Origin of the sequence: Pararhizobium sp. O133 (assembly GCF_051669845.1) — a bacterium.
Classification (GTDB): Bacteria; Pseudomonadota; Alphaproteobacteria; order Rhizobiales; family Rhizobiaceae; genus Pararhizobium.
The window spans coordinates 35,674-56,197 of sequence record NZ_CP196429.1; the positions used below are offsets into that span (position 1 = coordinate 35,674).

The window sequence follows — 20,524 nt, forward strand, 5'->3', positions numbered from 1 at the left end:
AATTCTCTTCTGATCACTTTAGAGCAGCTGGAACCTATTTAAACACCTGGCCTCCTCCTTGTTGATTTCTGTGAACTTTTCGAGATGCGAAATAGATAAAAAATGAAATAAAATCTCAACCGGGCGTATCCGAATCTGTCAACTTGACTTTATTGGGGAGAGAACCTCTCACAAAGCATCATAATCAAAGCAGCCACACTTTCGATATTAGTGGAAGTTATTGGTGGTCTCGCAGCTCAGCCAATCAGGTAAGGATATAGTGAAGCGATGGATTCGATATGCTAGAAAAGGAACCACTCCATTAGCAATCGAGTGGCATCCGCGTCAGCCTCTCGTGCCCAACCCAATTTCAATGCTTTTTGGATATTATTGACTGTCCTAGTGGACTGCCATTTTTGAAGGCTCTTCTTCCGCCACGGGATTATATTCCATTTCCACTAAACTCTCTTTTGAATATTAAATTTGGCCTCAATCGAGATCGGTTGGAGATCAATGCTATAAAGATAGGTTTCAAGGAATTGGAAAACATGTTGAGGATGTCCTGTTGATTGGGCGCCGATAGTCAGGACGGCATGCTCACCGCTCACGCGATTCCAGTAACTCCCTTAGCAGCTGTCATGCTCACCGCCGTCTGCCGACGGGCAAATATGTTCTTCTGCCACCCTCGCTTGAAAAAGGTGCGCTACCGTTGTTCAGCAACCTTCCCAATGGTTATGCTCAACGAAAGCTACAACAAGAAGCACAAGGTCCGTTACAAGCCACCCGCCTTGAGCCCCCTGCGACCGCATTGTCCGGCAAGGTCGTCGTGCTCGTCACCTCGACGCCAGTCAATTTGGAACACCTGAGCTTAGCTTCGGTGCTACCGGCAAGTCACTCAACTTGGCTACAATCTGCGTGCTCTCTCAAACTCTGTCTGTATTATTTACGTATAACTGGCCAGCGGATATCCCAATAAACGCTGTATCCACCGTCTTTGTTATCACGTTGTACCCTTTGATATGTTATCAGATATTAAATAAATAATTTTAACACTATATTACTTCAATAAGCACACGGCACTGCAATGCGATTGATTACCCAAAAATATATATCATGATCATTTAACTACCCATCGAGCGCACACAGCGCTTATATTATAGATATTCAAAATATAACATATTTTACAATAGCACTTGATATCATCATCCCGTTATTTTAACACAATAACGTAACCGACACACGGGAGAACAAGCGAAACATGCATGATCTTAAGTCATGTAAGATAATACGAAATATAATCGAAACTCCCGTTGGATCAGCGGTGCACTGCCTATTCCAACAGGACCTTGCCAATTGCCAGTATGGCCTCATAAGCTAAGGGCCCCTCCAGTTGTCTGCTATAAATCTTGCAAAGGCCTTCGCCGCCATTTTTGGTGACAATTTCACAGCTCTGATAGTCGAAATTTTCATCTGGCAAGATCGCCACAAAATAATCCATGTCTGTTGGATTCCGGTACCCTCCTCCCGAAATGGAATTGTGGATCTCCCTTAAAGCAGCGAGTGAGACATTTGTCTGATAGGGAGGAACGACGCACGATATCAGATCTCCCTCCAAATGCTCCTCGCACACGAGATGCTTGTTCTCCTTGCAGGCTTTAGCCACGGCCAGGGAGGTAAAGACGAAGGACAGAGGATACTTGAACCCGGCCGGATGCAGCCCCATTTCTGCATTGTTGACATGGACTGCCTCCATATGAGCCACACGCTCAGTTGCAGATGGTATATAGTACTTTAACGTCTCTGTTTGTGCAGCCTTGTAGGTTTCCACCACATTAACAAGCTGAGCCTTCAGTCGAGTGGGCTCCTTGATCAAACGAAAATCATCGACATGAAGCCGTTGAGAGCTACCACCGAAATAACGAGCCATTCAACTGCCACTTTAGGTTAACTTGGAAAAATGCATGGGAAGCAGAGGTATTTAAAGGTGCTTGGTCACTAGTGTCAGCAACGCAAATTATCTGACTTATGAACTTTTCTTCCGATTATTACTCCAAGGCCACATTGTTTGTAAAACGTTTTCCATTTGCTACAGAAATTATTGAACAATCATGAAGGCGACACTTTGGCGTATTGCGGCTATTTCGTTCAAATAATCAAGGATTAAAAGTCTTTCCTCTGACTTCTGGTTTCTTTATGTTGAATTTGCTATGTGACTTTTTAGAGTGGGCTAATTTTCTTGTCTTTATTATCAGTTTTCAAGGAGAACGAGTTTGCCTAGTTTAAACATGTGGGCACTTCTATCGAGATATTGATAGCTAAGTTTGACAAATTAATCATCTATTGCGGCATTGCGGGCCAGCTTCGGTCATATATTGCGGCTATGTGAACTATTTTCTTTAATACACAAATAATTAAAAACATAAATGGAAAAAGTGATAACCAAATTTCGAACAGGCAGGTTTCATTTCAAGCAAACAACCCATCCATCGGAACCAAAAAAGAACAAGTGCATCCATGGCGCAGGTTACATCAACCAGATCCATGAGTTTATTACATTTATATTTCTAGCGTGAAACAGGTACCACCTCCAGCCTCTGGGCACCGTCAGAACAGCTACTGCCATCACTCCATTCCAAATTTGCATTCGCCATGCCTCACCAACGCACCAGGTTCGAGCCTGAGCTGGTTGCTGGCATAAAGGTCGAAGGTCAGAGACTTTCCCTTTGTTGAAGTTAGTTCCATCTGCCCATCCAGCTTGACGAAGTACCCGGGGACAGAAAGTGCGGCGAAGTAGGCGCTCCGGATAACATCCTCGTATCCAAAGAATCCTGATGCCTGCCTAAGCCCCCTGCACACCTCACCGAGACTTACATCTTTCTGGTATGGTGGAAGATTGGTGATGAGCGCGCCGTGCGTGGAATTGTAGGGCAAAGACCCTCCATAAAAGCATCGCATCATCGTCGGGCAATCGACGTAGAGGTACAGTATCCCAGGGTCTTGGCGACCGCCCTCTTCGTCAACATCCATCGACTGGCCCTCACCCGGCTCCGTCAGGGGGGTCCGCTCCTTTGAGGCGCTCTGGATGTGTTTCTTTAGCTCATCGCTGGACGATACGTCGCCTACCTTAAGACTGGAAAAGAGAGCACATAGGTCAAATTCCGCCATGTTAGCAAAGTAGGAAACAATAGTGGCGTGCACCCAGAACTGGAAGCACCATTCCCTTTATAGATGCTTTTGCTTATATGAGTTGAATATCAGTTAGGTATAGCTGCAAAACCCAATATTCATAAATTATACGACTATCGATGTTCCACGTCTCACATTTGTAAAATAATTATAGACCGGCACGTGTCTGTACTTAAAATGGCCTTTAAGGGTTTTGCATCTTTGCAAAAGCACGAGTGGGAATAGGTTCTGCTGTCCAATAATGGTGTCACATCGTCAATAGCATCTTTCTTTTTCCTTTAATTATGGTCGCACGCGCCTACCTTTATTTATGCTGCGAAAAGGCACTACTTTTTCAACCTGTGCACCACGTTAGGCCTGTCTGCACCACACAGGTGTCGCTTTTCCATGGGATCTCATTCAAAGCACTTAACTAGCCACGATTCCTTCTTTTAGATAAATGCTATTTCGGCCCATTTTGATTTTTGGGCTCTAAAACGATTGATGGGCTTCAAATCTAAAACTTGTATCAGTATGGCACTTATAGCAAGATCCGAATGGACTGGTTGCCTGGCGTGGCAATATTAAGTCGTATAGGTCCAAATTGTATTTAAGATTACACTTGCTATATAATCCACATTTTATTGGCATAAGAGTAATTGCGTAATTGAAATAAATTATTTGTATGAGCAGACATATGCAATTTCAAAATATACCACATACATCAATAGAATTTATGATATTATCGGCAATAACTACACGTAGCGGCAATAATTACATCTTAATTATAAATAGCATCGAGAGTGCAACCATCAACAAGTTGCCCGTGCAGCTTTCACGAAACCCAATATTCGGCAAACTTTAAGCTCTACCCCACCCCTCCCCATTTCAGGTATCTTTTAGATACACTTTCACTAAAGCCAAACAAAAAAGACAAAAATGCTAGCCCACTACTATGACCTCGTGACCAATCAAGCAGGCATTATTTTTCGCTTGATCCAGGTTTTAAGGCCGCCATGTCCGAGCATCGATTTTGATGCGATGGTGATTATTGCCAGATTGCCTCTGGCTTTCCCGACCGGAAACTGTGGCTGATTGATGCCACTTGCCGGCGGCGTACTTTAAATGGCACTGAACTTGCCGTTATTCCACAGTTATCCCCAACCTCACATCACAATGCCTCCTCGATTACTATTCCTTCAACGCTTTCAACCACGAGATCTCACAAAAGCCTGGAACCAGCTTAACTTGTTCAATGAGATCCAATTTGCATTTTTAATCTATAGCCAAGTCTATAGCAAAACTCTCATGGATTTCCAGAAAAGGTGGGCCCAAGGCGTGCTTGATTTGGAGGAAAACCGTCCGCCGGTGGTCATACTTAAACAACTGGCCCATCTTCTAAAAAACAAAGTATGTTATCATCCCCCCATGCTTGTCGATCAACCGGATTTGGCCAGAGAAAACGACCGACATGTATTTGTCTATCTATCTCGCGAGAAGATGCAGAAAGTACTGGAGGAAAAATCCATCACGTTTGGATTAGAGGCCGTGCTGGCGACCACGATGCAACCCTATCGTAGCGACCTCGCCCTCCAGGAGATGGTCCGTGCTCACAACATTGCTTGGCCGCACCGCCGCGTGGAAGAACCTGATCTGGAAGGTTTTATCGCCATTTTTGCAAGTACCTTGTTCATTCACCTGCTGGAGTTAAAAGTGACAAATGTGTACGGCAGGGAGGTAGCCTGCACCTTCTTCGTGCGGCAAGGCACTGGAAACCGCTCCTATGACGTCATTGCTTGCGGCATCACACAGTTCACCAAAAATGCTGGCGTGATGCCACGACCGGCGGTACCGTCACCGGAGCCAGACCTCACCCTGCGGCTCTCGGGACCCAACCAGAAACGTGAAGAGGGTGATATGAAGCCTGCTATAGTAAATCTGAAGAAAGAAACCTCGGCGACTTGAGGTCCCCTGCAGGCCACCTTTAACTATAAGTTTGGTAGGATTTCTATGTTTTCCGGCGTAGCCCCTATGCTCCTGTTAGGAGTTGTGTAGCGTACGCCACGATGTATTTTACTTGTGTTGAAATAAATTATTACAGCATTATTTCTGCCGCCAATTTTCAGAAAATAGGCAAATCATTTCGATATTTATAGAGATCTCACACAATACTGATAATGCTTTTACATTGATATTGTTACAAAGGCGCCTTAACAGACAATAATATTCCAAACATTACAAATCGCCATAGAGAGACGTTAAAGTACTATATAGAAAATTAAAAACAATCGCACGGTGGCTCGCAACTTATTGTACCAACGAGAAAATAGCCGACATCATCTCCGGCGGCGAGATGAATCGAAATTATAGAGCCACGTGCGTATTAATCCCGTAGGTTTGTTTAGAACTGCGTATTAACCCCGTAGGTCTGAATATTCCGGTCCAGCGACAAAGCGTCCCCTCGTGGCAATTCCGTGATCATTGACCATCACGGGAGGCCCAGGAGAAGTTATAGCCAGAGGAGTGACGCTCAGATCATCAAGCTCTGCAATTTGGTCAGGGAGGAAATCGCCCGGCGACACACGTTTGGCCTTCTTCTTCTTGACCTTAGCCCGCCGAAATAGGTCGGAGACAACGAGCGAGGCCTCTCCAAAGGTCTGGGCCATTCCGACAACGTTTATTCCGGCTAGTTCCATCCTGAGAATAAAAGAAGTGCTGTTAGCAAAATAGATTTCTTGCAAAACGAAACAAACATTTAGAACTTACAGCATTGAAGCATTACAGCATGATCTAAATAATTCATTCTTCTGGTGAAGCGATTTATATAGGAAGTTAACAAATGGCTGGCCGAAGACTAAGAAAAAAATAGTAGAAGGCCCACCGCCGAAAGTAATGGTCGTTGTAGACCCTATGCAATGATGAAGCATTCTTTTTTTGTTTGGCTGTTAACCTTTCTCCGTTGATTGCGGATTTTCTTTCAGCCTGCTCAATTGGCAACATTAAAGTCTTGTGAAAAGGAAATTCAAACCGAAGGTGATAGTGACCCCTTAGCTCGTCCAAAATATATGCAGTCCTAATTAGCGGCTAGTGGACCCCAAACGGCACAGTGGCGAATGCAAGTGGGGCGGCTGCCAATGACGAATGCAGTGACCTCATTGGGGTTAGTGGGAATATCTCGAATTGCGTGGCCGGCTAGTGTGTCAAGGGGCCCGCTATTAGCTGTCAAGATGCGAAAGCACGTGGAGACAAGCAATCACGAAGGCATTTCTCTGGAGATGTGAAGACTTTAATGTCATCGATCAAGGCGCTAATGGTCACAGATGGAAATTTTTGGAATCTGATTAATGTCATTTTAAGCCCACTCAAAGAATATTTTTTAAGCAGGATTCAATCAAAAATAAAGGAAAAACATTATTATTCATGGAAAGCTAAGTTGAGCGCCGCTACTGCAGCTTACAGGCTTACGGGATTAATACGCACTAATACATTAATATACTTAAGCAGGAAAATATATTTTATTCCAATCCAGGGGATGGAGTGAAGATAGTGTCCCGCCGGTGCTGCGAATGACGGTGCAGGCCGTTATGATGCCCGTCTTAACCTGCTCTTCGAACAAAGCTCCGTTTACGCAGTCCTTACTGTCAATCTGGCAAACTGCCCCATGCTCCATTAACGGAGAATCATACATATGCGGATCTTGGCTGTACTGACATTTTTTAAGAGAATTTTCCCTCCATAAAGAGGCCCTGAAACCATCCTTCAAGTGGCCGTCGAAGACATATTCTTCGTAATCTTCGTTGACTGGAACCAAATGACAAGCCAATTCAGGAAAGACAGCAGCAAGTTCTCTGACTAAATCCAAGCACCTTCTCTTCTTCTCATCGGACTGGAACGGGCGGGATAGATAGTCGTTCATTTCATAATGAAAAATAACAAGCCCCTCTCCCGATGGCGATTCGATGTCAATACAACAGAGCTCACGGACGAGCCCATCCGTCCAGATCAAAGCTGGGATATCGTCATCAAGCCAGAATTTTTGCTTTGTGATCATGAAAAGTGCTGCGTTAACAGTAGCAGACGAGTTTCCAGCGGGGGCTTCGATATCATAGCCGACACAGGTCACATGGCTAACCGGAGTGATATTAGTTGCATCGGGCCCACCTCGCCCGCCAATGATGACCTGGTCAAAAACGCGCGAACGGCCATCTTTCATGCATACCTTCACTTTCCCGCCCTCCTTGGCTAGTCCACGCAGGGGGTCAAAATGGAATCCTACTTTTCTCTTGAATATCTCAATGCGCATCAGAGCCTGCAAAAGATGAACCCCTCCAACAGAGATATACTGGTCCTCCTCGTACCCATTGATTATCCAGTCCAGGACTGTCGAAAACAGTAGGGTGTAACAGGAAGAAACTCGGCCGCCGCCCAATCTCATCATCCCGAAAGCAGCAAAATCAGTTGTTTGCCATGCCGCCCCACCAGGACTCTCGACACCGCAGCTGAAGATCTCGACCAGAGCGGCATGGAAAGTGAAATTATCAAACTCCCTGAGCCAAGCCCGCCTTGCTTCCGAGGCTTCTTCATAACGCCGACCTCTCAGCATGGAAAAGATATCCATCGGAGCGATCAGCCTCCTGCCGTTCCGTTCACACCCGTGGTATAGTAGTTTCTCCCACCCTGCAGATATCCGCTGGAATTCACCTGGTGGAGCTTGTCCAGCCGGCCATTCGTAACGTTTTTTCCGGAAGTAGAGTGCTGTGTGATCGTTGCCGGCACAAGGAAAACGAAGGCTGGACGGAATTCTAAACTTATCCAGATAGTATGACAGACAAACTTGGTTGCCGGAGATGGGCATGACACCGAATGACGTCAAGACCTGGCGAGCGTCGCCGTTTGACATCGGCGATACACCCAAACTCCGAACCTCATCTACTGGGGTAAAAAGGGCTATTTCCCTGACGCCAGCGTCAAGTAGTTCTGCAGCAGCAACAAGGCCAGAGAGCCCACCACCTACGATGGCGACACTAGGTAGTGGTGTGCCTTCCGGATAATGCCCCACACCATCATTGGCATCGCGCTCATGGAGGAAAACCTGATAGTCGTACCGCAGATCGAAGCAAGAAAGATCCTCATTGTAGTTCGCTGGCTGATGCAATGCGTTGTGAAAGAGCACAGACCCTATTGCAACTATGTCGTAACGGCTGAAGCACTCAGCGGGACGACGAAAGAAGCGGCAGGTTGTTTTTAATCCATTTCGCCCATGCACATCACATGTACCCTCCTCAACAAATAGGCTGCTGAGTTGGATGGCAATAAAGCACTGCACGTCTGCAATGCTCGTGTGACTGCCTGGACAAAAACTATTGTGGGCTCGAGACATTTCCTGCAGTGAGAGGTCACTCACGTAGGGCGGGATCATGCAAGCAAGGACGGCGTCGCCAGGTTGAGCAATGCACTGGTTCTCAACAAAGTGGCGCAACCTGCGGTACGACGTATAAATGAAGACCTTCGTGCGACAAGATCTCAGCACTTCCAGTGTGCCTGTTCGGGGACCATGAAGGCAAGGTTCAATCTGGAACACCAGAGCCATGTCTTCTATGGCTTCTGCAAATCCGTGGTCGAACACCCAATCCGTCCACCTTTGCTGATATTGTAGGAGTTCATCGCAAAACTGGTCATAGCAGACAAAGGCCCGAGAAATTGCTCGTTTCAGTTTGGCCGCACTAGGTAGACCGGTGATAGCAAACGGGGGGAAACGGGGGCGGTTATAGGGAAGATCCATCATGTAGATATGGAGTATTGAGAGAATATAGAATTTCCTTTTGTTTATAGAAGGCATGCTTTGTTAATGTAAATCTGGATGTAATATATATAAATTGAAACTATTTGCCGGAATTATCTTTTTATTCTGATGTACACGTAAATGGCGACATGTCATTGAAATTCAATAAAGCTGTCTCCCTAGACAACATCAACAATTAAAGAGATGAACGAAAATTCAAAAAAGTCGGAAAATTACGGCCCAAATTTATGCAATTTCGAACATGCAATAAGATTGACAAAAGGAATTCAACATACAATGGCAACACAAATATCAAACACATTGGAAACTTCCGTTACTGCTTCTGTTTTGTATCGTGCTCATAATGTCCTATCAATTAAGCCAAATACATCTTTAACGCTCGCAATTTCATTATCATCGCTTCCATCGTCTTCCAGGAATTCGGCATAACTTTCGAGCATTTTAGCAGCAGCATCGAGGATCAGAACACCAATTTCATTGAACTCCTTACAGGGATGTGGTTCCCGGAAAGTTATATATTGGCTGCAGAAGCTCGCTCTGCTGATATCGCGGGGCTCAACCATTGTCGGGGCGTCGAAAAGACCGAGAACGTATTTTCTGACAACCTGGGGGTCGACGAGTTCAAACTGACTTTCATTTTCGAGGGAGAAGGCGGTGAGTGGAAGTCCGTCTTCTTTGGCGGCGTAGCAACGGCTGGCATGGTCGCAGAAGAGACAAAAAACATCACTCAGCGGGACGGAACAAAGATCAGTCCGTTTGAAAAAGGTGGCGAGTGCAGCAGCGGAAAGATTAAGACAAGATGAAGGGCCTGTGTGAAGACCGAAACTCGTGCCCCAACCAGCCCTATATACCTGCTCCCCAAGGCGGTGAAGCACCTCCAACGCGCGGTGTGACTCGACATCCACTTCCAGACACAGAACCTTGTCACACTGATAAACTACCGTCCCAGGTTTATTGGCGGCAATTCCGAAGACCGTACTGCCAAGCAATTCTCTATCCCGCTCGACCAAGCCGAGATGGGTGAAATCGGCGGCGGCAAGTTTACTGTTGTCGGGGACCGGAGCGAAAAGAAGTTCAAATTTGGACCTGGGCGGACGTGGACTTGGTCTGCGAATACCGTGCTGCTTCCAATGACTTTTCAATTTCTCTGCAGTCACTGTGCCATCGCCTTTCATAAAATTGTAACTCTCTATCATTCTGGCTTCGACGAGAGCTCCAGAACTCGCAAACTGGAGGGTGAAATGGACAGAAACCGGAGAGTTGCTGGAACTCATCCTCGGCTGAATGAAGATGTATACGATGGCACCTTCTCCAATATCCTGAGCAACTTCTTTCTCGATCTTTTCACGGACAGCATGGCTGATCCCGTCGGAAGTGGCTAACATAGCACTTGCTATGTCGGGGTGGCAGATTGCGCACTGGTACCCTATTCCGAGGTCTCGCACTGGAGTTTCACCGGCGGCGACGGCAATTCGGTGATTTAGAGCAGGCATCCGCCGAATGACGTCGCCGAGGCCTGTCACTTTTTCGGCATCCATTGCAGCAACGACATTACATATGCCGCTAAGACCTCTGGCGACAGCGGCCGTAATCACATCTACAGGATCATGCAAAATCTGCAGCGCAGCGAGTTCTCTCTTCCAGTTACCCTCCGGGAAGGCGACCGCGGCAGCGCACATCGCGTCGCTGGCTGGCATGGTAGCAAGGCAAAAAAGGCAAGACCTTGGAAAGGGAGAGGTGGATGATTGGCGGTGTTTATAGGAAGTCAACGGGTCTGCAGGTCTACATCGACATAATCCGGCCTTGCACGCAAACATTGTCAGCCTGGCCCCACATTGATAATGGCTGGCCAACTAATCCCTGCTAAGAGTTATTTCTCTCACCAAAAAGTCAACTAATGCTTGCCGCGCTGCGTTACATTTAAGGCTTCATTCAGATCGTATTTACACCAGCTTTGAATATGTCTCTTGTTGAGGTCATTCCGGATATCGCGGAACGGGTAGCACGCGGTCTTACGGATCCCTCTCTCCGGGTTCTGCTCGCCTTCGATGGTGATGGCACCGCCTTTAAGCAAGATCGAAACCGTCAGTGCTGGGAAATTAATCCTGCCATCGATATCATCGACAATTTGACCAAGATCGCCCGGAAGGGACATTACCTACTGCTGACGTCCGCTCGCCACTGCGGCGAAATCGCTGCTTCGCCCTTCAAAGACATTCCAGGTATTGATTTTCAAGGGAATGACGGAACGGTCACAATCTTCAAAGGTCAACGTTTTGAATCCGTTCCCCTGCCCAACTGGAGCCGCATTCATGCGGTTATGGAGAGCGAATTTGGCGGCAACCCAGAAATCCGCAACATTCCGATGGAGCATTTCTATGGCTGTCAGATGTGGGACTCTCATCCACGTTACCAATCGGCCGGAGATCTGCTTTCATCGCTTCTTCCGCGTGTAGATCATTCCTGGGGACGCACTTTCCGGGCGACCGCAGTACCCGAGGGTCATTGCGTTATGCCCGAGGAAACGCCAGGCAAGCGCAAAGGCTATTTTGCTTATGTCAATCTACTCCCTCGTGAGATCGGCCTACATATAGCGTGCGGCAACGGCGAAAACGATAAAGATATGCTGACCGCTGTTGGCAACAAGGAGAATGGTATCGCGTTCTGGGTCGGTACCCGTGAGACGAAGCCCACTGGAACCAACGTCTTCGCCATACCGAATGAGGATGCTCTCTCTGCAATTCTTGGCGATCTCGGCGTGTTGTTGCCCGATCTGAGCAAGTGATCGCTCCGATCTGCCGCTGTTCTATTACATCCATAGTCACCGTAGGAAGGGAAAGAAGTCATAATTGCTTCAGTTGTTACTTAGTTTTTTCTATTTTAGTGTCTATGATCCGCCACTCCGGCGACTATTTCAATACACAACGCCAGAAATAATATAATATCTCCATGAGCCACTGCATTATTGAATAAATAACTATGGAATCTTTTTCACCGAAAATTATTTATATTTTATATACTTTATTTAATTAATCAATAATTCAGAATAGAATATTTTTAATATAAATTCTTTCAACATCATTAAGTACTTAAGACTCCCGCCGGATAAGGATTAATTATTACAAGAATCCTTTTTAGAAAAGCTCATATTTATCTGGCAGCCTTCCGAAACCGATGGAAAACGATATCCTTTGCCAGCGCAAACCGTTCCCCGTGAAAGGCACATGTTGGCCCGAGTGGAAGCTCGAATGGGATCTCCCAAATGGTGTCACGGCGGATGAGGTCTCGCCCGGCACTCGGTACCGAACCTCCTTGAACGTCTTGAAGAGACTCTGCCTCTTCAAGTCATCGAACACAGAGGCATGTACAATCTCGGAAAGCGAGTACAGGAATGCACTGAAACGTCGTTGCTCGCTGCTCTCGGAGAGATAGGCAGGCGCAATCTTTCCGAGCTCGATGCCGCACTCAGCTCTGACGATGTGCCCATCGCCTCTCACGACTTCAACTTGTGGCGAGTCTCCGCTTTGCCCGACCAACTCGTACGGCATAGTCGACAGATGTATTTGTTCTTTTTATAAAATGTTAGTAGTGAATATTATTGGCGCCCTTTCTAATTGCTCCAATCTGCTTGTATTTCCTATTTATATAATTTGGAAAATAAGTGCAGGCTCACGTATTGTTGCACGACGACGATTGGCGATAAAATTTTCACCTTTATTATTTAAAGGCGCGGATATTATTATTATTTTAATATCTTAAATAAAAATTGTAATTAGATAGGCTGTATTAATCACTTTTAAACATACCCGGACACCATCTGGTAATATAGCAAAAACGTGCTCAAAAATCGCTTCAAAGCTCTTGTACTTAGCTCGTTTACACCACAATATATCCTGCCACCCCACATAAGGCGACATCGTGCTTTGCCTTGGGTCGCTTATGAGGTGCGCCATGATCAAGAGCGATGATAGCCGCAACCTATTCGCGACCTTTTCATGAGGGAGCACGTTTCGGTAATATCTTGAAGCAAGGCCCGTTGTAAGGCGGTTTTGTTCGTTTGGAGACCTCGGGCGGTTGGCAGGAAAGTTCTGATGACAGTGTGCGCCACTTCGCTTATTGAACTCGGCTGTATAAAATCAGGCATTGGGCCAAGACACTGCGCTGGAGACGGATATCATCGTCGTTTGCGCAACCGCTGACGGCTTGCACGTCGGTCAACTTCTTCCGGTCACGACGCTCCACCGCCCTTAAGAGGCGGTCCATAAAGTTGAGCGCAACAAATCGCCGATTGGCGACGCTATAAATGCTGGAGGCCCCTAAGGGATGTCGAGGCGCCTGCATCCGGAGGAAAACCTCTCGGCACGACGACGGCGGGCGGACTCTGTCCACGTAGCGTGCCAATGCTTCCGCAACGGAGGGCACCAGCGGATAGATCTGGGCTTGTCGGCGCTTTAAGCGGAAAAGCCGAAGCGTTCGCCCCGCCCAGTCGATTTGGTCGAGCCGCAGCGCGGCTACTTCGCCGCGCCGCATACCATATACCGCCAGCAACATTAGGATCGCGCGGTCTCGGATATCGCGGGGCCGGTCGGTATCGACATCAGCCAACATCTTTTGGACGTCCGACCAGTCTGGGGCATATGGCAGAGATTCTTGTCGATAGAGCCGAGGCCGCGATATTGACGACACCAGGCGGTCTGAGCACCAAGCCTCTTTTGCCGCATATCGAAGAAATCCGCGCAAGGCTGAGACGATGTATGCAATCGAGACACGACCCCAGCGTCCGGCCCCTTGGGTCGCTATATAGTTGTCGATGTCTTCTGCCTTCAAATCCTTGAGCCGGTGGCTCGACTGTTCGCACCACAGCAAGAATCTGCCGGCTATGCGCCCCCATTGTTCCACCGTCGACGGTGTCAATCCGCGTTCGTCGCGCATCCAGCCAACATACCGGTCGAGTTGCGCCTGGTACGACAATATGACAGTGGGCTCACGCCACCAGCCAAGGAACTTCAGCCAGGGGCGCCCGATATCGACGACCCGACGTGCAGCGGTAGCCGCACCGTGAACATTCTGCCGAGCCTGCGCGATCGGCAACAACTCCGCCATGCCGACGCCGGCCGCAGCCTCTGGACCGAGATGTCGCGCGATCCACAGGAGTTCGTTGCGTTTGACCCTGAGAACTTCGGGTCTCGCTCCGAGTGTGGCGCAGTGATGCAAATAGCGGTTCCGCTCGTCAGCAAATGGCACTTCGGTAAATAGGGCATCAGCGGCTTGGTCGGAAAAGGAAGGGTGATCCATGTCGAACCTCCAAACGAGAAAAGGTCCGGCTGCCAAACTTGCGATTTATGTTGCGTCAAATCGGGCCCAAATACTCAGTTGACAAAGGGTATAGGTCAGCAGGGCCACATATGGACGGCCGCAACATAGCCCCCGATATGTTCGGCAGAACATATTGGCGGCTACAATCCGCTGTTCAAGGTAGACCGCGATCCGGGGCCGCTGACGCAGGCGCTCTGCTGGTCGCACGCGAGGCGCAAGTTCTTCGTGCTGGCCGACATCGCCACGAATGCCAAACGCGGCAGCCGCGCCGCACCGATCTCGCCTATGGCGTTGGAGGCCGTCAAACGGATCGATGCCCTGTTCGACATCGAGCGGCAGATCAACGGGCTTGCCGCAGCGGAACGCCTGGAGCGCCGTCGCAAGGACAGCCTGCCGCTTGTCGGCGAACTGCACTGCTGGCTTCAAACCGAACGGGCAAAACTGTCGCGCAGTTCTCCAGTCGCCGAGCCGATCGACTACATGCTGAAGCGCTGGAACGGCTTCACGTCTTTCCTCGACGAGGGCAGGATTTGTCTCACGAACAACGCGGCCGAACGAGCGCTGAGAGGCTTTGCTCTCGGGAGGAAGTCATGGCTCTTCGCCGGATCGGATCGAGGTGCCGATCGCGCCGCCTTCATGGCGACACTGATCATGACAGCATTATGCCGCGCGCGGCATAAGGCGGTTTATGCCGACCGGCGAACTATGCCGAGCACCTCTTCCAACTTACCAGTTGAAACGCGCTTCTCTTGCCGTTTTGGTCGAAGACCCGTCGTTGGCACTCGGCATAGTTCTCATGCTCAGAGGGCGTTCAGGAATTCCAGAAGCCGGTCGTTTGGTCGAAATCGCTCGGCCTTGGCGCGTTCGTACGGCTTCAGCTTTGCGAGTGTCGATTCCTTCAGTTCAAGATGTGCATGAAGATAGGTCAGCGTCGTTTCCATCGCCTCATGGCCCAGCCACAGGGCAATGACCGAGCAGTCGACGCCCGCCTGTAGTAGCTCCATGGCAGCGCTGTGCCGCAAGACGTGGGGCGACACCCGCTTCGAGCGGAGGGAGACGCAGTGCTCGCGCGCTTTGGCGACATATTTGTTCAGCAGTGCCTGCACGCCGTCGGCGCTGAGCCTGCCACCGTGCATATTCGGAAAGAGAGCCGTTGCGCCTCGCTTCCCTGGTTCCTTGAGCCAACGCCGGAGGGCTTCCTGTGCAACCTTTGTGAGCGGCGTACTTCGCTCTTTGCGGCCCTTACCGACGCATTGCACATGCGCACCGCGGCCGAGCATTACCGAGTCTCGGTCGAGGTCGATGACTTCCGAAACCCGCAGCCCCGTTTGCGCGGCCAGCAATAGCAGAGTGTAATCGCGGCGTCCCAGCCACGTGCTTCGATCCGTGCAGTCCAGGATCGATTCAATCTCGGGCCTGGTTAGGAACTGAAGCTGCCGCTTGTCGCATCGCTTGCTGGGGATCGCGAGCACGCGCTGGATGTGGGCGCTATGTGCCGGCTCCTCGAACGCCGCATATCGGAAGAAAGATCGAATGGCTGTGAGGCGGAGATTCCGGGTCCTCACCGAGGCGGCTCTCTGCGTCTCGAGGACTTCCAGGAATGCGCCGATGAACGGAGCGTCCAAATCCCGCAGTGTCAATTGAGATGGGGACCTCCCAAGGCGCGCCTGCGCGAACGCAAACAGGAGCCTGAACGTGTCTCGATAGGAGGCAATGGTGTTGGAACTTACACCTCGATGCTTCATGAGCCGATCTGTGAACCACCGCTCGATCAGCACGGCTAAGTCGTTCGTTCGTCTCATGACCGAACCTCCCACCGCTTATCCAATCGCCGAACGGCATGATTCATCAGCTCCGGCGCGGCGGACAGATACCAGTAGGTGTCGCGAACATTGGCATGGCCGAGGAAGGTCGAGAGTACCGGCAGCTCGCGTTCCACATCTTCGCCAGCGCGATGCCAGTTGATCAGGGTTTGGACGGCGAAACGGTGACGAAGATCGTGAACCCGCGGGCCACCGCGATCCCCCTCCTGCCGTAAACCAATTTGCCGGGATAGTCGCCAGAACACCCGGTGCACGTATTGATGCAGCAATCTGCCGCCCTGTTCGGCGACGAAGAAATAGGGACTGCGCGGCGTGCCAAGGTGTGCATCGCGTCGGGCAGCATAGTTTGTAAGGACAGCGATTGTCGTGGCATGCAGCGGCACCAGCCGTGACTTGCCGAACTTTGTCTCTCGGATAGTGAGGACGCCCTGCTCGAGATCGACGTCGGCCCGGAGCAGGCCGAGCGCTTCAGAATGGCGCAGTCCGGCGACCGCTATCAGTCCGAACAGGCAGTGATACGTCCAGCGTCGAAGGGCGTTGGCTGGCGGCAGCGACAGTGCTGCCGCCAGCAGCGCCTGAATCTCAATGTCGCTATAGATGTAGGGCTTTGTCCGCCGTGCCGGCGGCACTGCGTCGCTCGGTGGCACTTCCGTCAGAAGATCGAAATGACTGAGGTGCTGGGCAAAGCAGCGCACATCAGCCAGGCGGATGGACCAACTCGGCTGTCGGCCCATCGACGTCACCCACTGCATTGCCAGGTCCGACGTGATGGTCTCGGCGCCGCGGGCTTCCATGAAGGTGACGAATGCCGACAACCGTCGTGCCGGCCCATCATATTTGTATCCCAGCCCTTGGCGCATGCCGACATAGCGGTTGAGGGCAGTGCGAAGCCGGCTCATTGGACACCTCCCGGCCAGGGCAGGCTCAGTCCACGCAGCTTGTCAACATCGAGCTTGGCATAGATCCTTGTGCTGTCGATGCTTCGATGACGGAGCAGTTGGCCGATCTCGGCAAAGCTGGCACCCGACCGTAAAAGGTCGGTCGCGAGGCTGTGGCGGAAAAGATGGGCGCCGTGATGGGCATAGCCATCAATGCCTGCCCGCTCGAGTGCCTGCTTCGCGATCATCGTGATGGCGCAGCCGGAGGCAAAGCCCACGTGCGGCGCAAGTGTTCGCAAGAAAACTCGCCGACACGCCGAAGCGGGACGCCCATGCCGGATATAAGCCACGATAGCTGTTCCGACGTCGTGACGCAGCGGCATAGTCGCTTGCCGCCGTCCCTTTCCGTGTACGAGAATCGTGCCCGACTGCCAGTCGATATCATCGAGATTGAGGGTAGCAACTTCGCTAGCGCGCAAACCGAGCTTGGCCAAGATCATCAGAACCGCATAGTCCCGATGTCCCATTGCCGTCGTCCGGTCACAGGCATCGAGAACCTTCTGGACCTTCTCTGGCGGCAGGAAGGTTGGAAGGCCGGCAAGTCGCCAGCGGCGGATGGATGGCACGCAATCGGCCAACGCCGTCGAAATGAAGCCCTTCAAATGCAAGTAGCGCAGTAAGGCACGCACGACTCCGCACATTGCCTTGCCGCTGTCGGCGGAGCCATCGAGCGCATGTCGTTCGACATACCCGATGACAATCTCCGGGGTGAGCGCTGCAAACCCATTCGCGCCGGCAGGACAGACCTCCCGCAGAAATCGAAGTGACAGAAGCTTGTAGCTCCCCACCGTCGAGGCGGCGAGCCCTCTCTCATTCGAGAGATATGCCCCGAATACATCGACGATCTGCTCGTGCTCAGTGCGCTCAACCGGAAGCGCACCTGGTATTAAGCCCTCTTCCCGTAACGCTGAAAGCACGCGTCGGAGTGCCGATCGGTCGCCCGTATCGGGACTCCAGTGTTTGAAGCGATGCTCAAGAAAACGATCGACATAAGCTTCGCTCAAATCCTGCGGGGCATATCCATTGCCAACATGCCAGTCCATCAGGTCTCGAAACAGGCTCAGCGAGCGCCACGTGCATTGCCGACCCAAGCCTTCTTTCGACATGCTGGCGGCGTAAACACGCGCAAACTCCCGATACGGACCGTGGAGCAGCTTCCGATATAGGGCGCTGCGATTCAAATAGTCAGTTGTGTTCATGTGTCCTCTCCTTCGCGTCAATTGCGACGGAGAGACCCTAAGCTATGCCGACTGGGCGACCGCTATGCTGCCGGAAACGTTGGAAAAAACTTGATTAATAGGCATAGTTCGCCGGTCGGCATAAAGTGCCAAGCTCAACGACGTCGATCCGCAGGCTTGGCTTGCTGACCTCCTGGCCCGCATCGCCGACACGCCAATCAGTAAGCTCGAGCAATTGCTTCCGTGGAATTGGCAGCCGCACGGATTGAAAGCTAAAGCAGCCTAACCTGCGGCCTTCACCGGATGCTTACCCTACAGTAAACTGACTCGTAGCATTGCACCAGGTTGGGTCCGCCGGGTGGCGTTCAACGCGGCACATACCCCTCCAAATCCGGCAACAGGACGACGCTTTCCTGCTCCTTCGGGTCGGTGCGGGCGATGACCGCTGTCGCCGGCCGGTCGCTGAGATTGGCGGGAAGATGCGGAACGCCAGCCGGAATATAGAACATCTCATCTTCGCGAACGATGACGTGTTCTTCCAGCTGGTCGCCGAACCAGCAATGCGTCTCTCCGGAAATCGCATAGATCGCTGTCTCATGCGAGGCGTGCAAATGCGCCTTGGCGCGGGCGCCCGGCGGTATGGTTAAAAGATGCATGCAGATCCCCGTCGAGCCCACTGTCTCGGCCGCAATCCCTTCGAAATAATTGAGACCCTGTTTTCCGGCATAGGTGCTGCCGGGCCGCACGACACGGCAGGTGGGCTTCGATGAGACACTCGTGGCAGTTATTTTCGGGGATGGCACGGATTTCTCAGTGATCATTTTGACGCGAAACGTTGGTAGTTTGGGAATATGGCAGCAGGGATGAGCTCATTTGCCGGGGGGCGACTTGACAACTCGGTGTGTGCCCCCCTAGTTTAGCTATCATCGCGACAAAGTACCTGAGCCGGTGCGATCCCGATTCATCGAGCGGTCGCAAATTTCGGCTCTCGGCGAACTAAGCTTTTCCCTATCATTCGACGATCGCGATTCGTGCAATTCATTCAACCTGGATCCACCGCCATCATGAACGTGGCGATCGTCGCCGACGAACCCGGATCCGGCTTGATGGACGACGGTCATATCCGATTCGAGCGGCCCATCAAGTTCGTTTCCAAGATGACTGTTGGTATTTTCCCGCTGCGACCGCGAGGGGTTAGCTGAAGGGTGCTGCCAGGCCTGTTTATGGAGGGCACGTTCCGCGGCACGTAATACTTGAGCCTCGAGTTCGCGTCCACTTAATGTCTTCAATTCTTTACCGACCGTAACTCCGAGGATTTTTTTGGAGACCTCTTTGATTTCGGCGTTCAGGTATGTCGCTTCCGCTTTGTATATCTTCCCAAACGTGTGCTTGCTGCTCTTTAGCTCCCCTGTAGCGTCATCGTAGACGGCTGAACGCTTGTTGAGGAGGCTTCGATGTGCGGAGACATCCCGACCTAACTCGTGGCCGTCCTTATCCAGCCGGGATCTATATGATTCACTGAAAGCTCCGCCAAGCTTGCGGATACTTGTTCTAGATGTTTGTCGATCCGGTGCCTTTTGTGAAGACATCGAATAGCCCATCCGTTTGCTTGCAATGAGCTCCAGATTACCCTTGTCATCGCGTTCGAAAGTCTTTTGTTGGGAGCCCTCCCGACGCGTTAAAACGCGATAAAGCCTCTTCTCCAGGCCACTCTCATAAGGACGTCCGATTTCCTCGGAAATGGGATGCAACGCCCGTCCAGTAAGTCTGCGCCGATCGATGTATCGGGTGCGCATCAGTTCACCGTTTTCGTCCCGCTCCCATTTTTCTTCGAAGGCACCGGCTTTGCTTTTGATATGTTTCTCGCTCAACACGCCGTTCTGGTCGTAGTCATAGCGACGGACACTATTCCAGTCAGACCTCTCGTAGTGAATAAGCCGAAGGGAGCCAGTTGTTTGATCTCGAATGAAAACCTTCTTCTTCTTTTTTATGAGACCCCGACTATGGGTCAATTCTCCATTGCTATCGACCCGCAGTTGCTCGCTGCGAAACGGCTTGTGGGCGATCACACCACGGAAATCTGCATCGAGCTTATTGAGGAGTTGCAGTTTCGAGGCATATTTTTTCAACGCCGGCGGCGCTTCAAGTCGCGCGCGCCTTTCCTGCGCCTCGCGTTCCACAAGGTACGCCTGCCCTAACTGATCAACCAGGCGTTCATCAGAATTGCGCGTGGTCGCTGTAGAAGATTTCTGCGGGGCTTTTTTATTTATACTGACCATTAGGTGGGCCTTCCCTGTGCACGCTTTATCGATGCTCGTTTAA

The 20,524-nt window shown here is 50.7% G+C and carries 12 protein-coding genes and 2 pseudogenes; 4 read left to right on the plus strand and 10 right to left on the minus strand.

The genetic code is table 11. The features are described 5' to 3' along the window. Window positions 1–1,309: 1,309 nt before the first annotated feature. Both ACST81_RS26425 and ACST81_RS26430 read right to left on the minus strand, forming a co-directional pair. Window positions 1,310–1,906 carry a RolB family protein gene (locus ACST81_RS26425; RefSeq protein WP_077768172.1) on the minus strand — a complete coding sequence of 199 codons (597 nt, stop codon included), beginning with the start codon at window positions 1,904–1,906 and terminating at the stop codon, window positions 1,310–1,312. Window positions 1,907–2,601: 695 nt separating this feature from the next. Continuing rightward, window positions 2,602–3,006 carry a RolB family protein gene (locus tag ACST81_RS26430; RefSeq protein ID WP_161596388.1) on the minus strand — a complete coding sequence of 135 codons (405 nt, stop codon included), beginning with the start codon at window positions 3,004–3,006 and terminating at the stop codon, window positions 2,602–2,604. Window positions 3,007–4,320: 1,314 nt separating this feature from the next. Here ACST81_RS26430 and ACST81_RS26435 point away from each other — a divergent pair. Further along, window positions 4,321–5,109, plus strand: a complete 789-nt coding sequence (locus tag ACST81_RS26435; protein ID WP_236771578.1) for a RolB family protein — start codon at window positions 4,321–4,323, stop codon at window positions 5,107–5,109. A 1,531-nt stretch (window positions 5,110–6,640) separates the two neighbouring features. On the opposite strand, the gene ACST81_RS26440 is transcribed toward ACST81_RS26435, so the two are convergent. Together ACST81_RS26440 and ACST81_RS26445 are read right to left on the minus strand one after the other, a co-directional pair. After that, on the minus strand, window positions 6,641–8,929 hold the full coding sequence (locus ACST81_RS26440) for an FAD-dependent oxidoreductase (RefSeq protein WP_161991480.1): 2,289 nt from the start codon (window positions 8,927–8,929) through the stop codon (window positions 6,641–6,643). Window positions 8,930–9,285: 356 nt separating this feature from the next. Further along, window positions 9,286–10,626, minus strand: a complete 1,341-nt coding sequence (locus ACST81_RS26445) for a hypothetical protein (RefSeq protein WP_438754740.1) — start codon at window positions 10,624–10,626, stop codon at window positions 9,286–9,288. A 281-nt stretch (window positions 10,627–10,907) separates the two neighbouring features. On the opposite strand from ACST81_RS26445, the gene ACST81_RS26450 reads away from it, so the two are divergent. Then, window positions 10,908–11,732 (plus strand): hypothetical protein, encoded by an 825-nt coding sequence (locus ACST81_RS26450; RefSeq protein WP_010900201.1) that lies wholly within the window; start codon window positions 10,908–10,910, stop codon window positions 11,730–11,732. Between the two features lie 1,328 nt (window positions 11,733–13,060). On the opposite strand, the gene ACST81_RS26455 is transcribed toward ACST81_RS26450, so the two are convergent. Next, window positions 13,061–14,242 carry a tyrosine-type recombinase/integrase gene (locus tag ACST81_RS26455; protein WP_077768104.1) on the minus strand — a complete coding sequence of 394 codons (1,182 nt, stop codon included), beginning with the start codon at window positions 14,240–14,242 and terminating at the stop codon, window positions 13,061–13,063. 144 nt (window positions 14,243–14,386) lie between these two features. Here ACST81_RS26455 and ACST81_RS26460 point away from each other — a divergent pair. Next, a pseudogene (locus ACST81_RS26460) lies at window positions 14,387–14,923 on the plus strand (IS66 family transposase); the annotation flags it as partial. 140 nt (window positions 14,924–15,063) lie between these two features. Here ACST81_RS26460 and ACST81_RS26465 read toward each other — a convergent pair. Genes ACST81_RS26465 through ACST81_RS26475 form a run of 3 tightly spaced genes read right to left on the minus strand, consistent with a single transcriptional unit; the run spans window position 15,064 to window position 18,223 of the window. Further along, the gene (locus ACST81_RS26465) at window positions 15,064–16,065 is read right to left on the minus strand and encodes a tyrosine-type recombinase/integrase (RefSeq protein WP_077768105.1); all 1,002 of its coding nucleotides are present in this window, start codon (window positions 16,063–16,065) and stop codon (window positions 15,064–15,066) included. Further along, window positions 16,062–16,985 carry a tyrosine-type recombinase/integrase gene (locus ACST81_RS26470; RefSeq protein WP_077768106.1) on the minus strand — a complete coding sequence of 308 codons (924 nt, stop codon included), beginning with the start codon at window positions 16,983–16,985 and terminating at the stop codon, window positions 16,062–16,064. The genes ACST81_RS26465 and ACST81_RS26470 overlap by 4 nt, the downstream gene beginning before the upstream one ends. Further along, on the minus strand, window positions 16,982–18,223 hold the full coding sequence (locus tag ACST81_RS26475) for a site-specific integrase (RefSeq protein ID WP_012476048.1): 1,242 nt from the start codon (window positions 18,221–18,223) through the stop codon (window positions 16,982–16,984). Before ACST81_RS26475 ends, ACST81_RS26470 begins: the two co-directional genes overlap by 4 nt. Before the next feature lie 124 nt (window positions 18,224–18,347). Between ACST81_RS26475 and ACST81_RS26480 the strand changes: the two are divergent. Beyond that, window positions 18,348–18,488, plus strand: a pseudogene (locus tag ACST81_RS26480) (transposase domain-containing protein); the annotation flags it as partial. A 79-nt stretch (window positions 18,489–18,567) separates the two neighbouring features. Here the strand turns inward: ACST81_RS26480 and ACST81_RS26485 are convergent. Next, window positions 18,568–19,023, minus strand: coding sequence for a cupin domain-containing protein (locus ACST81_RS26485; RefSeq protein ID WP_012476047.1), 456 nt, complete (start codon window positions 19,021–19,023; stop codon window positions 18,568–18,570). A 102-nt stretch (window positions 19,024–19,125) separates the two neighbouring features. Beyond that, the gene (locus tag ACST81_RS26490) at window positions 19,126–20,481 is read right to left on the minus strand and encodes a hypothetical protein (RefSeq protein ID WP_012476046.1); all 1,356 of its coding nucleotides are present in this window, start codon (window positions 20,479–20,481) and stop codon (window positions 19,126–19,128) included. Window positions 20,482–20,524: the final 43 nt, after the last annotated feature.